The organism is Paraburkholderia sp. GAS348 (assembly GCF_050434205.1).
Lineage (GTDB): Bacteria > Pseudomonadota > Gammaproteobacteria > Burkholderiales > Burkholderiaceae > Paraburkholderia.
In genome coordinates, this window is record NZ_JBNPVT010000009.1 from 201,915 (window position 1) to 220,961 (window position 19,047).

The following is a 19,047-nucleotide window of genomic DNA, read 5'->3' on the forward strand; positions in this document are numbered from 1 at the left end:
GCGTTAACCGAAACGAAACAACTCTCTGGCTGACCGGCTGAGAATCGCCAGTCGGGTCGACTCCTCCGGAACCCAGGTCGCTAGCGCGCGAATCGACGCTGCATAGTCAATTAAGTCCTGATGCTCGGTATGCGGCCAATCGCTGCCCCAGACGAGGCGCTCGGCACTGAAAGCCTCCAGCAGCAGGGGGGTAAGCTCCTCTCCAAGGTCAAGCCCGCCGTCGCCCCGCGAGCTTCGATAAGCGGCCGACAGCTTCACCCACACCTTGCCGGTATCGGCAATCGAGAGCAGATATCTGAACCCAGGATCCGATACCCCGGCTTCCGCATTGGGCCTGCCGAAGTGATCGACGACCACCGTGCATCGCTGCGCGAGCAGTTCGCTGACGACCACGGGCAAATCTCTCGCCTCACGGTGCACCTCGACGTGCCATCGCAGACTATTGGCGCGCGCGAGAAGACGCCGCCAATCGCCGCGTCGAAGGTCTGGAAGCGGCAGCCCCAGAAGGTTCAGCCTCATGCCGACTACGCCAGCATCGGCAAGTGACTCCAGCTCTTCGTCTGACACGGCTGGGGCGACTACTGCGACGCCGCGAAATCGTTGCGGATACTTTCGACATATCGCCGCAAAGAACGAGTTGTCGGTTCCGAGAAAACTGGGTTGCACGAGAACCGCGTGTGACACATCATTCCCGGCGAGATGCCTAACGTATGTATCCAGCGCTGCATCGTAGTCCGGTGCGTGGCGCCGCTGCGGCGCGAGTGGCAACCCTCGCACGAACACGTGCGCATGGGAATCGACAGCTGTAACACGAGGCGTTGGGTCACGAAGCCACTCGCGCACGCCTGCCCCTGCGTCGGCAGCGTGTATTGCCGCATCGGTCGTACTGAGGTCGAGAGTGCTCATGGGTTCTGGTTTTCCGTCTGTTGAATACACGTTACTTTGACGACGGCACCGGCGTTTCGGAGACGACGACCGCAGGTCCGGTAGTGCGTTTTCTGGTCGACCCGGGCAGCAGCAAGGCGGCGAGCACGACCAAGCCATACGCGATTCCCGCGTCGATACCGAGCGCCGCGCCGAGTGGCATGGAGTTGCTCATGTGCCCAATCAGCACAGGGAAAGTTGCGGAAACGATGCGCCCGAAGTTGTAGCAGAATCCGACACCCGTCCCCCGGATCGCTTGGGGGTACAGCTCGTTGAAGAGCGCGCCAAGCGTTGCAGGAATCCCGGCGGCGAAGAATCCGAGCGGAAAGCTCAGGATGAGCATGGCCGTGTCGCCGATCGGCAAAAAGACGTACATGTTGACGGTCACGGCGCAACAGATCGCGAACAGAATGACGTTGCGGCGACGGCCTATCCGATCCTGAAGCCAGGCGCTCAGGAAGCAGCCGAGAATGAACGCAACGATGACGACCGCGAGGTAGCCGCCGGTATCAAGCACGGACAGATGGCGCTCAGTCTTGAGGTAGGTCGGCAACCAGGTCGTGATTGCGTGGTAGCCGCCATGGGCACCTAGTCCAATCAAGGCACCGACGACTGTCGTGCGAATGATGGATGGATGAAAGATGCCCGCTGCGGTGCGGACGGAACCCTGCTTGTCGCCGATGCCATTTGCATGACTCCGGTCTCGTGCCGGCTCCTCGACGTTGCGGCGCAGATAGATGACGAGCAGCGCTGGCAGCACTCCGGCAGCAAACAGTACGCGCCACGCCCATTCGGGAGAAACCCATGAGAAGACGACCGTATAAAGGATGACGGCTCCCGCCCAGCCAAATCCCCACGCGCTTTGCACGATGCCCATGGCTTTTCCACGATGCCTGGCATTGATAGTCTCGCTCAGCAGCACGGCGCCAGCCGTCCATTCACCGCCGAAACCCAGACCTTGCAGGGCTTTCAGTACGAGGAGCTGTTCGAAGTTCTGCGCAAAAGCGCTCAGAAACGTAAAGAGCGAGAACCAGATGACCGTAATCTGCAGGGTGCGGACACGCCCTATCCGGTCGGAAAGTGCGCCTGCCAACAGTCCCCCAAGCGCGCCCGCGACCAGCGTGGCGCCGCCGATCAAACCGGCCTGGCCCTTGCCGATGCCCCAAGTGGCCAGGAGCGTCGGAATGACGAGGCTAAAGAACTGCGTATCGATGCCGTCCAGTCCCCAGCCAGCGAAACAACTCCACAGCGCTCGCTTCTCCGCTCGGGAGATTTCCTCGTACCAGCGCATAGTCTGTCTCCTTGTCGGGCGTATTTCGCCTTGATATGTCGATCGTTTCCGGGAGTCTAGGATGCGTGGATGATCGCGGGTACTATGGAAACGATCTTTATTCATAACGCGACAATATGGAATCTGCGCGAAACCTCAAGTACTTCCTGGCGGTCGCGGACGCGGGAAGCGTGACGGGCGCCGCTCAGGCGCTGGGCATTGCTCAGCCGGCCCTGAGCCAGGCGATTACCCGCATGGAGCGCGAACTCGGCGTCAAACTATTCGAGCGCACGCGGCGTGGCGCCGCGCTGACCACCGCTGGCGCGGCGATCGTGGACGACATTCGCCTCGGCGTTTCGCGTATCGACGCCGCAGAAAAGCGGGCCCGGGACATTGGTGCCAAGCTCGGCGGCAGGCTGACGGTTGGGTTCGCTTCCACGGCGTTGTTCGACGTGTTGCCGAGGTCGATGGCAGAGCTGCGGGCCCAGGTGCCCGGCGTCGAGCTGGTGTTGAAAGAAATGAGCAACGCCGAGCAGGCCGCCGCACTCGAGGAGGGGAGCATCGATCTGGGCCTGCTCCATACGCCGGTGGCTGTGGGAGGCAAGATGCGCGAGAAGCTGATCGCCCGGGAGCGGATGCTCGCGGTGATGCCGCTCGCACATCCGGTTTCGGAAGACGGCAAGGTGAGTCTGCGCGAGCTCGCCGACCTGGGGCTCGTCTGGTTTCCGCACGATCAGCTTCCCGTGATTCGAGCGGGGATCCTGAGCGCCTTCAGGAAGGCAGGATGCGAAGCGAACGTCGTCCAGCACGCAAACCGCTCGCTCACGGTGCTAGCCTGCGTCGCCGCCGGCTGCGGCGCGTCCTTGTTGCCGCAGTCCGTGCAGGCCATTCAGTTTGCTGGCGTCAAACTGTGCGAGGTCCGCGATGGCGCCGCGCTCCCGTTCTTCGAGCTGAGTGCCATCTGGCCGCACCGCTCAAAGCCGGCCCTCGCAGATAAGTTCGCATCGTTGCTTCGTCCGAATCTCTCGACCTGATGCCACTTCGGCGCCAATGAGCCGTTCGTCGCATGGAGGTGTGCGACCTGCGGTTCGACATCGAAATCGCGGTGGAGGAAGCAATCGAGATGAAAAACCACGTGCACACCGATCCGGACAAATCCATCATTCCCCCGCTTCGAGCCCTCGCCGCCTTTCGGGATAGCGATGCTGCCCACTACCTCCTCCGCCACCCTGTTCACGCAGCGTCCGCCAGCATCGAGTGACGACAGTCCGCCGTGGCGCACCGGCATGCGTACTGCGCCCGGACGTCTTCATCCAGCGGATCGTCAGTGGCGAGCAGATATTCAGTGAACAGTTCTTCACCGGTTCCGATCGACCGGAGCGTGTGGATGAAAATGCGGCCATCGTCTTCAATGGTCTCGCAGTTGGGCGCGCACGCGTGATTGAGCCAGCGCGCGCTGTTGCCGCCGCGGCTGTCGTCGATCACGCGGCCATCCGACATTCCGAAAAGAAACGTATGTCCTTCGACGCCTTCACGCTGGTGACGACGCACCGCATTTCGCCACGAAGTGATTTCGCCTTTGTACTCAAGAACGCGCTCGCCGGCTGCAAGCGGCCTCGCTGCGAACACACCCTTGCCGTGAACTGACGATCGCCGGACGATCACACGCCGCATACTGTTACCTCGACTGATATGCGCGCCAGTATAGAAAAGGCATAAATCCGCATCCACACCGACGTGATGCGTTACTTGCGTCAGGGCGGCATCGGTCGTGGAATGAAGCTGGAAGTTCAGGTTGTCAAAACCAGCCTGAGGTTGCCAGCGCGACCGACCGGAGAAAGTGCCGAACTAGAACAGCTGGGCGCCGAGCTCGCACAGGCTGTTCCACTTCACAGTGCTGACAAAGGATCTGCCCGCAGTATCGAGAGACTCGATCATCGCGCGCTGTCCACGCGCTTCCGCGACAACGCGCACGATGCGCGTCCGGTAGCGCAACAGCGCACCGATGGGTGGACACAAGGCTGCCCGCCTGATCCGCAATCGTTTCTTTTCCATACGGCTGTCTATAGAGACATGCAGCGAATCGCAGGGGCCGCGGTACATCGCGGCATCTCGCCACCGATGCTACCAGGCCGACTTGCGCAGGTCCAGGCTCTATGCGCAATCACGTCCCCTCCTTGTCGCCCGCCAGCGGTAGGGGCGACGTGGCCGACTGAGTACGGCCGGGAGGAACCCGGCCGACGGCTTGTGCCTGGTCTCAGCCGCCATTCACCGCATCCTTGAATGCCTTGCCCGCCGTGAACTTGACGGTCTTCGCCGCAGGGATCTGGATCTCGGCGCCGGTGGCCGGGTTGCGACCGACGCGCGCGGCACGCGCACCGGTCGAAAACGAGCCGAAGCCGATCAGTTGCACCGTCTTTCCCTTCGTCACCTCGCCAGTGATTGCCGCGATCACCGCGTCAACCGTCTCACCCGTCGCGGCCTTGCTTTCTCCGGTCTTCGCGGCGACTGCATCCACCAGTTCCTGCTTGTTCATTGTTTTTTCCTCGTTGAGTGAATGATGATGCCGACACCCTACCCGATCGGCGCGCCTCCGCGCAATCGGCACGCAACTGGACGGATTTCACGCCCCCGGTCCACACCGTTGCCGGCCCGTCTTCTCCTGTCGTCTCGGCGCGCGCCTGTTGAACCGCCTGATGAAATGGCACATGCAAGGTCAGGGACGCTGACCGCGAAAGGTCAACGGCCTAGGTTCTGCGCCGGAGGGCTGGGCTTCCCCGAGGATCGGCCGGCCGCGACCATCGACCACACCTCGGTCTGCTCAGCGACATTCTGCTGCTCGTGCCCGCGCGCCCGCAACTCCGGTCACGTCTGGCCTCGCGCCCAGATCGCCCGTCGCGTACCGCGACGTCATGCTGGCCGCCAGTCCGGCGACGCATCCGCTCGCACAACTAATGTTGTAACTATCGACGCGTGGCTCGAAATCCTCCGGAGACCCCTGACCAGCAAGGCACAGAGGTTGCATCCGATTTCAATTAATGTTGTAACTCTCGCGTCGACGTCGACAACTAAAGGTGTAACTCGACGCGCGGTTTCAACAAAAGTTGTAGCTCAATGAACGGTGACGGCCCGCAGAACGGTCGCCATGTGCAAGGTCGAGGACCTGTTCATTCGGCGCGACCATGTAACGGCGCACCGGATGGCAACGTGCTCGGGTAGTGACAAAATTAGTTGAAATTTAGACACAAATTTAGTTGCGTGAGCGGTGATGTACACCCTGCACGCCGTTGTATCCGCAAATGAAGCGGTATGATAGCTCTGACTATCCGGGCCTTCATTTGAAGTCGGCCGCATCGATAGGCCACACCAAATTCGCTTCCGTTGCACAACTTCTGCAGTCCCGTGCGTGCAGCGGCCGCATTCGTTTCGACCGAGGGCTTCCAACGATCACGGCCCGCAGGTTCGCGCCTTTGGAGCCACCCACCGCTACCGCCCCCTCTCCTGACAGGCCATTGTTAGGAATGCATTTGATGACTCATCAATGCCGAGATAACCCGCGTTATCGCCGCAAGGATCAGAGCGACTTTTTGGGCGTGAACAGCGGTAACGTAGCCCTGACCACAAACGGCGCCTGCTGGATCCGCGGCCGCCCCCTTTTCGGCAATAGCCGTCCCGCCCACATGCGCGCGCATCGTTTTATAACAGACCGCTTCCCATGACTGGCCGTCACCTGCTTCCTATGATCCGCTTCATGCGTTGCCCGGGAGCGCAATACCTCGATGCCGATCGCCGCGCAATACGCTACCCGCGAACCCGTATGAAACGGGTCAGCCTCGCGCACGCAAAACCGGTTTCCCTAGAAGCTACTGCGCTGCCGTGAGCTTGAGATTCAATCTCGCTGCAAGCGCACGTCAGTTGTCGCGTGCCGTCGGATAAGGACTATCAAAATCTGGGACGCTGCTGTTTGACCTGGCGCACCTGTTGAAATAATGTCGAATGATCACCACACGATTCGCGTTTTTGGAAGCGCCGCTTTGAGATCGTCGACGTTCCTGGCCTGGGTGCCATACAGAACGAGCTCTCGCAGGCCAGTGAGCCCTTTCAGCGCGTCGACGTCTTCGACAGGGGTGTTCGCAAGGTAGAGTTCCTGCAAACCGGTCGAACCTCGCAGTGGATCGATGTTTCGAACCCTGGTGCGAAAGAGATTGAGCATTCGCAGGCTTTTCAGGTCTGTCAGCGCCTCGACGTTCTCGACCCGGGTGTCGGCGAGATTGAGCCTTTGCAGACGGGTGAGCCCCTTCAATGCATCGATGTTCGTCACTTGCGTGCGAGCGAGCACCAGCGTGTTCAGCTGGAGCATGCCCTGCGCCGCGTCGATATCATCGACCTTCGAGCCGTCCAGCACGAGCGTCCTGAGCGAAGACATTCCTTTTAGTGCGTCGATGTCTCGCAGCGGCGTGTTCGCTAGATAGAGCGCTTGCAGACCGCGGAGCTTTTTCAACTCACTGATGCTGTCGACCTGGGTTTCGTTGAGATCGAGCGTCTGCAAGGAGGCGAGCTGGCTGAGCGCGTCGACATTCCGGACGTTCCTCGCGCCCCCGAGTTTGAGCGTTTCCAGATGAGGCAAATCTTCGAGCGGATTGAGATCGCGAACCTGTGTATCCCGCAGGTCGAGTTCTCGCAGATCGCGCAGGTTCTTGAGCGCGTCGAGATTCGAGACGCGGGTATCCCAGAGGTTCAGCGATTGCAGACCGGGCAGCCCTTTTAGCGCGGCGATGTTTTCGACTTCGGTGCGATGGAGCACGAGCCTTTTCAGCGAGTGCATTTCCTTCAGGGCGTCGATGTTCCAGACGGGCGTGTCCGTCAGGTCAAGCGATTCCAGATCGTCCAGTCCCTTCAGCGAATCGAGGTTATCGATCTGGGTGCCTCCCAGATTCAGTTCGATCTTGCGGTCGGAATTCTTTAGATGTGGCAAAGCGGCCGCGACCTGAGATGCCGTCATTGTCGGTTTCGCCCGCAACGCCAAGCATTCCGAGTCGGGCGTGGCTGTCGACGCGTCGCTGTCGTTGCAGGTGCCTTTGATGAATCCCAGTTCGCTCAGCGCCCGTTCATCCGGGCTCTTGTGGAACGGGTTGAAGATCAGCAGCAAAATGCCGAGCAACAGCACGATTGCGCCGCCGATGGCCCACGGCTTGATGATTCGCGACAAGGACGGGTTCGGACCTTCAGCGGTTGAGTTCGTGGTTGACGGCGGGGTTTCGGGCACGGCGGGCTCCCGTAGTACAGGCTTCCTCCTTTATACACGAAGAGCGGGGCGCATTCCGCCCAGGCAACGTCGCTCTTCGCGCTACGCGTGAGAGCCAGCGACACGTTCTGCCAGCCTGGCGTCGTAGCTCGAATGAATGTGCACGTGCTTCTTGTCCGGGAACGCGTAGTTGTAGGCTTTGCGAAGGGCAAGCGAAGCCTCGTGAAATCCGGAGAGGATCAGCTTCTGCTTGTTCGGATAGCCCGCTCCTTATCACGTTGAGTGGGCGTTTGGCGGAAAATGCAGGTGCGAGAGCCCTCGGAAGCGTTTGTCGGCTGCTCGGCCATTGCCGACGTTCGCTCGCCGGTGTCGAGGTGGCCGTTATGGGCGACTGACCAGCCATTCGCCAATCAGTTGCTGCGAACGGCCGCTTACACATTTACCGGTTGGGTACTTTCGACCCCAAAGCCGACCTGCGAATCGCCCCGCCCCGACGGCAGCTTTCGCAGGATACAACGGCCACTCACGGATTCACCGAGATGCTCGCTTACGACTGGTTCTGCTAGCGATCGTTTGGGGGGACAGCACTTGTCCGATCGCCGGAGACTGCGGCTGCAGTTTCGGTAGCAGACGGCGTCATATCCACAGAAACCGCTTCGGGATATGTCGATTCCCACCCGCCGCCAAGTGCCTTGTATAGAGCGACCAGCGTCGTGGAGATATCGGTGACGTTGTCACTCAAATCCTGTTGCCCCGCAAGGAGGCTCCGCTGCGCATCGAGCACCCGAAGAAATGAGCCTGTACCGGCTACGTATTGGGCCTGAGCCAGCCGGAGTACCCTTTTATCGTCCCTGACGGCTGCTTCCAGTTCGTTGCGACGGAGCTGCTGCGACGAATACGCGGTTAACGCATTATCAACTTCGTGCCAGGCCGAGAGCACGACACTCTGATAATTGACTGCCGCTTCCTGCTGCTGAAGTTTGCGAAGGTTCAGCGCACCCTTCAATCGCCCTCCCTCGAAGATCGGCAAATTGATCGATGGACCAATTGCAAACTGATGGGAGGCCCAATCTCCCAGTTGACTGAATTGCAATGCCTGCAGGCTCGCGCTGCCGGAGAGTGTGATGGTCGGATAGAAGTCAGCCTGTGCGACACCAACCTTCGCCGTTGCCTGGTGCAGGGCTGCCTCCGCCTCTCGAATGTCCGGCCGGCGTCGCGCCAGTTCGGACGGGATGCCGGTGGGGACCACCGGCGGCGTTGGCGGCACCGACTTGTTGGATTCAAGCTCAGCTCGCAGCGCACCAGGGGCTTCGCCAAGCAGGAAGCCAAGGCGATTGATGGTCTCTTCCTCCTGCTGTTTCAGTTGAGGGACAAGAGCGGCCTCTCTCCATACTTCGGACCCTGCTTGAGCGATATCCAACTCGGTCGCGAGTCCGTGAGCATTCCGCTCGCGTGTGACCCTTTCAATGTCTTTGGCGGCGTTCAGGTTCTCGAACGTAATGGCATAGTCGGATTGAATGCCGCGTAGCCGGATGTAGTCGCGCGCAACTTCGGCCAGGGTCGACAGCAACAGGTCGCGACGTGCATCTGCCTGAATATCGACGGAGGCGTCGGCAGCCTCGACCTCGCGGCGCACCCGGCCCCAGAGGTCCAGTTCCCACGACGAGTCAAAACCGGCCTGAAAGACGTTAAAGGGCGACGCATCGCTACTTCGATTGGGCGTCACCGCCACGCCGCTCCCGTTTGCGGCCGTCGCCGCATTGGGCGCGTGAGCCAGCGTGCCCGCGGAACTCAATACGCCATTGGCACTCGTACGCTCGCGGGTTACGCCAGCATTGCCCTCAACGGATGGATACCGGTCCGCTGCCGTGACGGTGCGCGTCGCGCGGCTTTCGGCAAGCCTGAGCGATGCGGCCTTGAGATCGAGGTTAGCGTTAGCAACAGCGTCCTCCAGTTTCACCAATTCAGGATCGTTGAACGAGGTCCACCAGGCCGAAGTGACCGGCTCCGATGTCACGCGACTCGGTTCCCACCTGGTCGGCTCACACGCCGAAGAGCACCAGTTCGTCGGAAGCTTAGCTTCCGGCCGCGTAAAGTCGGGGCCGACTGTGCATCCGGCGAGCAACATGACCGCCGCGACTATTTGAACTTTACGTAAATTCATGATGTCGATTCTCGATAATAGAACATGCCATCAATGCATCGGCATGGACTTCTTGCCGCTATCTTTGACGGGCGACAGCAGCATCGCTAGCGGAATCATCGCGGCAGCAAGGGCAGCGCCATAGATAAAAACGTCGGCATACGCCAGCACGGCAGACTGGAGCTTGAGGTTGTTGAACACAAGCGAGACCGCTTCGTCATGCAAGGTGTTTGCGGCCCAGCCAAGAGAGCGGAGTGCCGCCTCGTTCCGGGCGACGAGTTCGTTGAATGACTTATTGAAGGGTGTCAACCATGTCGATAGATGGGCCTGGCGAGCCTGCATGCGTTCCGAGACGAGCGCGGTGCAGGCTGAAATACCTATTGAACCGAACACGTTGCGCAGCATCACGAACAGTGCCGCTGCGTCCGCACTCAACGATTTCGGCATACTGTGATAAGACATCATACTGATTGGGACGAACAGGAATCCAAGTGCAGCGCTCTGAACACAACGCATGATCGCCAATGTGCGGAAATCGATGGAAGGTGTCAGCGTATTGCTATAACAAAGCCCGAGCATCATGACGCCAAAACCGATCGCAATGACATGGCGCAGTTGAACCACCTTCATCAGGCGACCGACCGGGGGGATCAGCAGCAAGATCGCCACGCCTCCGGGCGCGAGGACAAGCCCGGCCCAGGTTGCGGTGTACCCGATCGTCTGTTGGGCAAATTGCGGTATGAGCACCGACGTCCCATACAGGATGACGCTCATGCCGATGATCAGGATCGAACTGATTGCGAAGTTTCGATCCTTGAACACGCGCAGATCGACGACGGGTTTCTTTACGCTCGACAACCAGATGACGGCGCCTGAGATACCAATACCCGAAAGGAGTGCCAATCGAAAGATGAGTGGAGACCCGAACCATCCCTCGTCTTCGCCGCGGTCCATCATGATCTGCAGACAGCCAAGGCCGAGCGCAATCAACGACAAACCGACGTAATCGACTGATCGCCGCTGCCTGATTGCCCACGGTGGGTCTTCCACGAGGGCGCCAACTGCAAAGCAGGCGAATGCGCCTACCGGAATGTTGATGAAGAAGATCCAACGCCACGAGGCGTGGTCCGTGATATACCCGCCAAGGACAGGACCAAGCACGGGAGCCACAATGGTTGCAATCGCCGTAATCGCAAAGGCTGCCCCGCGTTTTTCGGGCTCGAACGAGTCCAGCAAAATCGCTTGCTGATTCGGTTGCAAGCCGCCCCCGAAAAAGCCTTGCAGCAGCCGGAACACAATCAGTTGCGGCAAGCTCTGCGCAAGGCCGCATAGCAGCGAGCAAACCGTGAACATCGCGATACAAATGAGGAAGTATCGCTTTCTTCCGAACACTGTTCCTAACCATCCTGAGATGGTGAGCACGATGCCGTTGGCGACCAGGTACGACGTAAGCGCCCAGGTTGCGTCGTCGGAACTAATCGACAGACTGCCCGCGATATGAGGCAAGGCGACATTGACGATCGTCGTATCGAGGATTTCCATGAACGCGGCAATCGTCACGACAACCGCGATCAACCATGGGTTGGCCCGCGGCTTCCAGGTCACGGCCTGGGCTTGTACGACCGTGCTCATCGCAACTCCACCGTCGGCACGACCGAGAGATTGAGAGGAAGGGGCCGGTTTGGATCCATGCCCGAGTCGATCACAATCTTGACGGGGACCCGCTGAACGATCTTGACGAAATTGCCCGTGGCGTTTTCGGCTGGGAAAGCGGTAAACCTGCCGCCTGAACCGAGCTGAATGCTATCGAGATGCCCTTTCAGCTTCAGATTCGGATATGCATCGACGGCAATCGATACGTGCTGCCCGGGACGCATGTGCGTAAGTTCGTTTTCCTTGAAGTTCGCCGTAACCCAGACCTCGGAACTGACAATGGAGAATAGTTGCTGTCCCACCTGAACGTAGTCCCCTTTCTCCACTTCCCGTTTGGTCACCCATCCGTCTTGCGGCGCCCGGATGTCACACCAGTCGATATTGAGGTTTGCCCGTTCGAGATCGGCCTGACCTCGCTTGACTTCACCTTGAAGCTGTTTGACGTGTGCCTCGGTGTCAGCAATGTTCAGGTCGACCGGTTCGGCGATGCGCTTCTGTGCGAGGGCCTCTTCGACTTGCGATTCAGCCGCGTTCCGGTCAGCGGTAGCGTAGTCGACGTCATGCGATGTTGTGGCCTCATTGGGGATTTCGTGCTGACGAAGGAATTCCGACTGTGCCTTGAAAAGGTTGGCGCGCCGCGTGGCAAGTGCTGCCTGCGCTTGAACGAACCGCGCAGGATAATTGATCTTCGCGAGCTCCAGCTCCGATTGTGCTGAAGCCAGCTGCCCTTCAGTCGATTCGAGATCGCCTTGCGCATGAGCGCGCGCCGCGATGTAGTCGGTGCATTGAACGTGGAGGAGGACCTGTCCTTGACGGACGAACTGATTATCGGTCACGTTGAGCGCAGCGACATAGCCAGCTACGTGGGGTGCGACGGTGATCGCCCGCCCGTCAGTGTAGGCATCGTCAGTCGAAACGTCGTTGCCGCCCAGCAGGGAGTACGCGATGCCCCCGGCAGCCAGAAGGCCACCCGCTATCGCCGCAACCACGATCTTGTTCTTGCGGGAACGAGGCGCGCGAGTGGCTTGCGCCTGAATGTCCTCCTTCGTCTGTACATCGGTCATGAGTACAACTCCTGTTCTGAGGGGCCGGCTTGCGCCCACTGCAAGCTCCCGCACCCCTGCCTTTCATTGCGGGTGAAAATAATGTGGTCAGCGCCACCGCACTAGCCGGCTACCCGGATGTCACCTTGCGGAGCCTTTAATCCCCGACAGAATTTGCGAAGCAATCAGCCTCGCGACGGCTTTAGTTGCGGCCAGCGGCGGTTCGCGCAGACTTCTGATGATCAACCCTGTCACGGTCGAGTGAATAAACGTTGCCGCGAGGTATGGGTCCAGCTCGGCACTCAGCTGGTTGTGAGCGATGGCTGCCCTCAGGGCGCGTGCCATCTGGTGCTCGGCGCAGCGCCAGATGGCATGCAAGCGACTCCAGATCCATTCGGTTTCAGTGGACATCTCGCAGTGCATCAGCATGATCGAGTAAAGGCTCCGCGAGGGACCGGCCGATAGCACCGTGGCCAGAAGCCCGGCCAGCTTTCTTTCCAGGTGCCCGAGCGGATCGCGCTCCCCCTCGGACCATGACATGACAAACGGGTCGTCCGCCAGCGAAGCATCCTCGAACAAGGTTTCGAGCAACGCCATCTTGTCCTTGAAGTGCCAGTAGACGGCGCCACGGGTGACGCCTGCCATACCTGCAATTTCAGCGAGAGAGGCGCGCGACACGCCACGCTCGACGAAGACCTGTTCTGCAGCCTTCAATATTTGCGCTCGCGTTTCCAGCGCTTCTCTCCTGGTGCGCTTCATTGCCGACCGTCATCAGGAATCGGCTACCGTATCGGCGCTCTCGACATGACGCAACTTACGCGTCACTTCATCGAGCTTGTCGCCGAGCAGGCGCCGCACCGTCACGTAGAACATCGGAATCAGCAGGAGACCGAAGAACGTGGCAAACAACATGCCACCGATCACGCCCGTGCCGATCTCATGACGGGACGCGGCACCCGCGCCACTGGACAGGACAAGTGGCACCACGCCGACGATGAAAGCCATCGACGTCATCAGAATGGGCCTGAAACGCTGCTTCGCCGCATCCGTGACCGCCTCGAAAAGCGTCATGCCCTGCGCCTGGCCGTCGATGGCGAACTCGATGATCAGAATCGCGTTCTTTGCGGCAAGCCCGATCACCGTGACCATGCCGATCTTGAAGTAGATATCGTTGGGCACCTTGAACAGATGGCAGAACACCGACATTCCGAGAAGGCCCAGCGGCACGGTCAACAGCACCGCAACGGGGATGGACCAGCTTTCGTAAAGCGCCGCCAGACAAAGAAACACCACCACAATCGACAACGCCATCAACGCCATCGCCGAATTCCCCGCCAGGATTTCCTGGTAGGACTGCCCGGTCCAATCCGAGGCAAAGCCTGCCGGCAGCGAGTTGCCGACCATGTTGTCGAGGATCCGCATCGCCTCGCCGGTGGAGTATCCTGGCGCCGGCATGCCCACGATCTCGACTGCCGAATAGCCGTTGTAGCGCGAGAGCGCCTGTGGGCCGACATCCCACTTTGCCTTCACCACACTCGAGAGCGGCACCATGTTGTACGGACTGATGGCGCTGTTGCTCACCGATGGATTGACAGGTCTCAACGCACCGCTCGGCGATGTTCCCGCACCGCTCACGCCGGCAGCGCCGCCGCTGGAACCAGACGACGTGCCCGTCACGCCGCTCGGAGTGTAGATGTGCCCCAGGGCGTCGAGCCCCATCCGGAACGGCGCATCAGCCTGGAGGAAAACGCGCTTGACACGTCCGTCGTACGTGAATTCATTCACGTAGACGGGCGCCAGATCCATTTGAATGCTGTTATAGACATCAGGCAACGACAGCCCCATCGATTGCGCCTGAACCCGGTCCACGGCCAGCTGAAGCTGTGGTGCCTCCGGGAGCGAGTTGGGCCGAGTGCCAAAAAGCTTCGGGTTTTGGCCCGCCTCCGCCAGCAACTTGCCCTCCGCCTGCGTGAGCTCGGCCCTCGATTGGCCGTTGCGCGCCTGCAGGTACATATCGACGCCGGCAAACTGGCTCAGTCCACGTATGGTGGGCAGATTGACGATGAAGATCCTCGCGCCGTCGATGCCGTGCACTATCTTGTTGGCCTGCGGGATCAACTGCATCGCGCTTTGCGAACGTTTGCTCCAATCGGTGAGCTTGATGTACGCCATGCCGACGTTTTCGCTTTGGCCGACGAAGCTGAAGCCCTGGAATGCCAGGACGCCATCGATATCCTTGCCGATCGGGCTCTTCTTGAGCCTGCCGCCGATTTCGTCCATGACCTCCTGGGTACGCGACAGCGTCGCGCCAGAAGGCAGATTGACAACCGCCAGCATGAAGCCCTGGTCCTCATCGGGGACGAACGCCGTCGGCAGGCGCGTGTAAAGAACGCCGGCTAATGCGGAAAGGGTGACGAACAGAATCATCCAGCGCGGCGTGCGTCGGACAATCCGGCCGACGCTGCCCACGTATAAGGCGCCGAACCGGTCGAACCCGCGGTTGAACCATTGAAAGACGACGTTCGAGCTTGCATGATGCGAAGGCTTGAGGAACGCAGCACACAGCGATGGCGTGAAGGACAACGCGAGGAACGCCGAGAACACCATCGATACGGCGATGGTCAACGCGAACTGTGAATAGATCATGCCGGTCGCGCCCGGCTGCAGCGCGGACGGTACGAACACCGCAGCGAGCACCACCGTAATCGCGACGATCGCCCCCGAGATCTGGCCCATGGCCTTACGCGCGGCCGCTCTCGGACTGAGACCTTCCTCACGCATGAGGCGCTCGACGTTCTCGATCACGACGATCGCGTCGTCCACCACGATGCCGATGGCGAGAACCATCCCGAACAGGTTGAGCTGATTCAGCGAGAAGTGCATCGCCGCCAGGCCGATAAACGTGCCGAGCAACGCGACCGGAATGACGAGCGTCGGAATGATGGTGGCCCGGACATTCTGCAGGAAGAGCAGCATCACGAAGAACACGACAATGATCGACTCGACGAGCGTATGTACGACGTCGGTGATCGAGGCCGTAATAAACGGCGTCGTATCGTACGGCACGGTCCATGTGACGCCGGGAGGGAAATCGCGAGACAGTGTCGCCATTTCGGCTTTGACGGCCTTAGCCACGTCGAGCGCATTCGCGCCGGGCAGCAGGTAGACGGCGAGACTGCCCGCAGCCTTGCCGTTGTATGAGGCGGAGGTGCCGTAGCTTTGCGCCCCGAAGCTGATGCGCGCGACATCGCTCAGGCGAACCACGCTGCCATCAGTATTCGTCCGCAGGATGATGTCGCGAAACTGCTGCTGCGAGGAAAACAGCCTGTCGCCCGATACCGTTGCCGTAAAGACCTGGCCATTGACCGCAGGATCCGCGCCGACCGAACCGGTGGCGAACTCGGCGTTCTGAGCCTGGACGGCGCTCATCACTTGCGACGTCGAGAGACCATAGCCTTGCAGCTTGTCGGGATTGAGCCAGATCCGCAAAGCGTATTCCGAGCCCAGCATGAAAGTATTGCCCACGCCGCTGATACGGCCAACGACGGGCTGTATCCGCGAGGCAATGATGTCGCTCAAGCGCGCCGTATCGACGGCAGGGTTGCTCGATTGCAAGCTGACGGCCATCAGAATGTCGGGACTCGCCTTCGCCACGACGATGCCCTCCTGCGTCACCTCGGACGGCAGTAGCGGTTGCGCGAGCGCCACCTTGTTCTGTACCTGCACTTGTGCAATGTCCGCGTTGGTTCCAGGCGCAAAGGTCAGCGTGATGGTGGCCGTCCCGTTGCCATTGGATGCCGAACTGAAGTACAGCAGGTTATCAATGCCGGTCAGCTGCTGCTCGATCACCTGCGTAACCGTTGATTCCATCGTCGAGGCACTTGCGCCCGGATAGGTCGCCGTCACGGTCACCTGGGGTGGAGCAATGTCCGGATAAGAATCAACCCCGAGGTGCTGCAGCGAGATCGCACCGAACAAACAGATCAGAATGGGAATCACCCAGGCAAAGACAGGCCGATCGATAAAGAAACGTGACATGAGATCCCCCTACGATTTACTGTCGGCACGATGACCGACCTGTGACGGCGCCGGGCCGGCGTGTGACAACCTCGTGTCTTGGTCGGTACCTCGCCAGGGTGTAGTTTTGGCGAGCATCCCCTCACGTACGCCCTGCACACCTGCGACGATCACTCGATCGCCGGGCGCCAGCCCCCCGGTCACAATCCAGTCGCTACGGTAGCTATCGCTGGTATCGACATCCTTGCGGACCACTTTGCCATCGGCGCCCACCACCATCGCGTAGGAACCGACCGTGTCGCGCTGTATGGCTTGCTGGGGCACCAGGTACACATCGTTACGCTGGCCAAGGTCAACATTGAGCGATACGTACATTCCCGGCAGCAGTTGATGCTGCGGGTTGGGTATCTGCGCGCGCAGGCTGACCGCACCGGTAGTCGAGTTCACGGAAACATCAGTGAAATCCAGCGTGCCGAGCTGGTCGTATGGCGTGCCATTGGGCAGCATGACCTGGACGGTGGTCTTGTTTTGCGCGGCGAGCGCGACATCACCTTTGCTCTGGGCCTGCTTCAGCGTGATCAGATCGGCGGCGCTGATCGTGAAGTTCACATAGAGCGAATCGACCTGCTCGACCGTGGCAAGCAATGTCCCACCGGAACCCGCATCGGTCGTGCCGGTCCCGACAACGGCGCCGCCAGTCACCTGTTGCTGACCGGCAATACCGGTAATGGGCGAAGTCACCTTCGTATAGCCGAGATTCACACGCGCGCCTTCGACGGCGGCTTCGTCTGCCTTGACCTTGGCAGCGGCACTGCGTTCAGCCGCGTCGGCATCGTCGACCGTTTGTTGCGATACGGAGCCGATCGGCAACAGCTTGTGAAAACGCTCGGCCGTGGTGCGATCGTTGACGAAGGTCGCCTGGTCCTGGGCGAGCGTGGCAAGATCGTTGTCGAGCACCGTCTGGTAGTAGGTGGGATCAATCTGGAACAGCGTTTGTCCTGCCTTGACTTCACTGCCCTCCGTGTAGAGGCGCTTCGTCAGCACGCCCGAAACCCGCGCTGTGACATTAGCGCTGTAATAGGCCGACAAGCGTCCGACGAAGCTGTGATTCAGCGGTACGTTGCTGGGTTCGGCTTCCATGACGCCGACCTGCGGCGCTGGCGGCGCCGGCGGTGGATCGTTTTTGCCGCAGCCGAACAACGAGAGAAGGCCGATGGAAACAATGGATAGGCGTGAGCGTAGAAGTAGTGACATTATCGAAACCGTGTGAGCAAGATCGAGAAACGGGAACAGCGCGCAAGCTTGCCGGGCATGCTGTCAGCGGCTGCTCCCGGAAGAAGTGGCGACGTCAGCAGGAGCCTCCTTTGCTTCATCCCATCCCCATCCTCCGCCCAGGTTTTTGATCAGCGTCACGCTGCTCAACGTCAGCGACGCCTGCGTGTCCGCGAGGTTCTGTTGCGCCAGCAGCAACGTAAGTTGCTGGGTCAAGAGACTTTGTTGGCTTGCGGTGCCGAACTGCACCTGCGCCTGCTCGCTCTCGAACAGCCGCTTGTTGCGCTGATAGATATCCGCGAACGCATGTTCCTGTTGTGCAAGATGGTTCCAAGAGGACAGGCTGTCCTCGACGCTCCCGAATGCGGACAGCACCGCCTGGCGATACGCCGCCACCGCTTCGTCGTACGACGCGTGAGCTTCGTTCACGGCCGCCGTCCGGGCGCCTCCGTCGAAAATCGTCCCCGCCAGTTCGGGACCGAGCGTCCAGAAGCGGTTTGGCACAGAGAAGAGATTGGCGAGCGAGCTATGCTGGAATCCGCCTTGTGCCGACAGCGTCAGGTTCGGGAAGAACGCCGCCTTGGCCACGCCGATCTTCGCGTTCGCCGATGCCGCCGTGCGCTCGGCGCTCACAACGTCATAGCGCCGTTCGAGCAATTGCGAAGGCAATGAAAGCGGAACGGCTGGGGCGACGAAGGCATAGTGAGGTTCAGGCGCGACCGAAAACTTGCCCGGCGGCACGCCGGTCAGGACCGCGATCGCGTGCTCATACTGCTCGCGCGAGATCTTCGTCGTCTGAAGATCGGCGATCACGATTTCCAGGTTGTCCTGCGCGGCCAGCACGCTGTCGTTCGACGACTCGCCTTGTGCGTAACTCGCCCGCGTCATATCCAGAATGCCGGCATCGATCCGCTGTTGTTGCTCGAGCAAGTCGATATCGACGTCCGCCCGGCGAAGTTCGAAGTAATCGTTCACGACACTTGCGGCAATCGACAGACGCTGCCCGGCCAATTGCGCGTCGCTAGCCTGCGCACTCGCCTTGCTCGATTCGATCTCGCGGCGGATTTGCCCCCATAGATCGAGCTCCCAGCTCGCGGTGACGTCCGCAGTGACGGTGTTGTGCACTCCGGAATTCAAAGCACTGCCATTTGCCGCGCCTGCGCCAGAACCCGCTCCCGCACGCGACCCCGAGATGCCGGCCGAGATCGTCGGAAAGAGACCCGCGGTATTGGCGGCCACGGTGGCTTGCGCCAACCGGTACGCCGCCTCCGCTTGCGCGATCGATTGATTGGCCTTGAACGCCTCTTCCACCAGATGCGTCAGCGTATCGTCGTGATACTCGCGCCACCACGTGCTCGAGAGCGTTGCCTGTGGATCAGCCTGTGCCCGTTGCCAATCGACGCCCTCCTTGAAGCCTATGGGGATATCGATCGTCGGCTTGCGGTAGTCCGGCCCCACGGCGCAACCCGCGGTCATTAGC

The 19,047-nt window shown here is 60.4% G+C and carries 15 protein-coding genes and 1 pseudogene; 2 read left to right on the forward strand and 14 right to left on the reverse strand.

Going from position 1 to position 19,047, the window contains the following annotated elements; genetic code table 11:
- Nucleotides 1-3 precede the first annotated feature (3 nt).
- Nucleotides 4-906 carry an amidohydrolase family protein gene (locus tag P3T22_RS17925; protein WP_429325660.1) on the reverse strand — a complete coding sequence of 301 codons (903 nt, stop codon included), beginning with the start codon at nucleotides 904-906 and terminating at the stop codon, nucleotides 4-6.
- A gap of 31 nt (nucleotides 907-937) precedes the next feature.
- Nucleotides 938-2,215, reverse strand: coding sequence for an MFS transporter (locus P3T22_RS17930; protein ID WP_429325710.1), 1,278 nt, complete (start codon nucleotides 2,213-2,215; stop codon nucleotides 938-940).
- A 116-nt stretch (nucleotides 2,216-2,331) separates the two neighbouring features.
- Between P3T22_RS17930 and P3T22_RS17935 the strand changes: the two genes are divergently transcribed.
- Nucleotides 2,332-3,228: a LysR family transcriptional regulator gene (locus P3T22_RS17935; RefSeq protein WP_429325661.1), complete on the forward strand. Its 897-nt coding sequence runs from the start codon at nucleotides 2,332-2,334 to the stop codon at nucleotides 3,226-3,228.
- Nucleotides 3,229-3,260: 32 nt separating this feature from the next.
- The gene (locus P3T22_RS17940) at nucleotides 3,261-3,455 is read left to right on the forward strand and encodes a hypothetical protein (protein WP_429325662.1); all 195 of its coding nucleotides are present in this window, start codon (nucleotides 3,261-3,263) and stop codon (nucleotides 3,453-3,455) included.
- Here the strand turns inward: P3T22_RS17940 and P3T22_RS17945 are convergent.
- The 12 genes and pseudogenes from P3T22_RS17945 to P3T22_RS18000 all read right to left on the reverse strand — a co-directional run bounded on the left by P3T22_RS17945 (nucleotide 3,428) and on the right by P3T22_RS18000 (nucleotide 19,043).
- Nucleotides 3,428-3,868, reverse strand: a complete 441-nt coding sequence (locus P3T22_RS17945; RefSeq protein WP_429325663.1) for an SET domain-containing protein — start codon at nucleotides 3,866-3,868, stop codon at nucleotides 3,428-3,430. The two genes, P3T22_RS17940 and P3T22_RS17945, sit on opposite strands and share 28 nt — an antisense overlap.
- A gap of 174 nt (nucleotides 3,869-4,042) precedes the next feature.
- A complete protein-coding gene (locus tag P3T22_RS17950) occupies nucleotides 4,043-4,249 on the reverse strand; it encodes a hypothetical protein (protein ID WP_429325664.1) in 207 nt (68 codons plus the stop codon).
- Between the two features lie 202 nt (nucleotides 4,250-4,451).
- On the reverse strand, nucleotides 4,452-4,802 hold the full coding sequence (locus P3T22_RS17955) for an HU family DNA-binding protein (RefSeq protein ID WP_429325665.1): 351 nt from the start codon (nucleotides 4,800-4,802) through the stop codon (nucleotides 4,452-4,454).
- A gap of 1,392 nt (nucleotides 4,803-6,194) precedes the next feature.
- Nucleotides 6,195-7,460 carry a leucine-rich repeat domain-containing protein gene (locus P3T22_RS17960; RefSeq protein WP_429325666.1) on the reverse strand — a complete coding sequence of 422 codons (1,266 nt, stop codon included), beginning with the start codon at nucleotides 7,458-7,460 and terminating at the stop codon, nucleotides 6,195-6,197.
- 81 nt (nucleotides 7,461-7,541) lie between these two features.
- Nucleotides 7,542-7,706: pseudogene (locus P3T22_RS17965) on the reverse strand (NAD(P)/FAD-dependent oxidoreductase); the annotation flags it as partial.
- Nucleotides 7,707-8,001: 295 nt separating this feature from the next.
- The gene (locus P3T22_RS17970) at nucleotides 8,002-9,603 is read right to left on the reverse strand and encodes an efflux transporter outer membrane subunit (protein WP_429325667.1); all 1,602 of its coding nucleotides are present in this window, start codon (nucleotides 9,601-9,603) and stop codon (nucleotides 8,002-8,004) included.
- Nucleotides 9,604-9,633: 30 nt separating this feature from the next.
- Nucleotides 9,634-11,214, reverse strand: a complete 1,581-nt coding sequence (locus P3T22_RS17975) for a DHA2 family efflux MFS transporter permease subunit (protein WP_429325668.1) — start codon at nucleotides 11,212-11,214, stop codon at nucleotides 9,634-9,636.
- The gene (locus P3T22_RS17980; RefSeq protein ID WP_429325669.1) at nucleotides 11,211-12,299 is read right to left on the reverse strand and encodes an HlyD family secretion protein; all 1,089 of its coding nucleotides are present in this window, start codon (nucleotides 12,297-12,299) and stop codon (nucleotides 11,211-11,213) included. Before P3T22_RS17980 ends, P3T22_RS17975 begins: the two co-directional genes overlap by 4 nt.
- A 120-nt stretch (nucleotides 12,300-12,419) precedes the next feature.
- Complete coding sequence (locus P3T22_RS17985) at nucleotides 12,420-13,037, reverse strand: TetR family transcriptional regulator (RefSeq protein ID WP_429325670.1); 618 nt, start codon at nucleotides 13,035-13,037, stop codon at nucleotides 12,420-12,422.
- A gap of 12 nt (nucleotides 13,038-13,049) precedes the next feature.
- Nucleotides 13,050-16,316: an efflux RND transporter permease subunit gene (locus P3T22_RS17990; RefSeq protein ID WP_429325671.1), complete on the reverse strand. Its 3,267-nt coding sequence runs from the start codon at nucleotides 16,314-16,316 to the stop codon at nucleotides 13,050-13,052.
- Nucleotides 16,317-16,325: 9 nt separating this feature from the next.
- A complete protein-coding gene (locus P3T22_RS17995) occupies nucleotides 16,326-17,495 on the reverse strand; it encodes an efflux RND transporter periplasmic adaptor subunit (protein ID WP_429325672.1) in 1,170 nt (389 codons plus the stop codon).
- A 117-nt stretch (nucleotides 17,496-17,612) separates the two neighbouring features.
- The gene (locus P3T22_RS18000) at nucleotides 17,613-19,043 is read right to left on the reverse strand and encodes an efflux transporter outer membrane subunit (protein WP_429325673.1); all 1,431 of its coding nucleotides are present in this window, start codon (nucleotides 19,041-19,043) and stop codon (nucleotides 17,613-17,615) included.
- Nucleotides 19,044-19,047 lie beyond the last annotated feature (4 nt).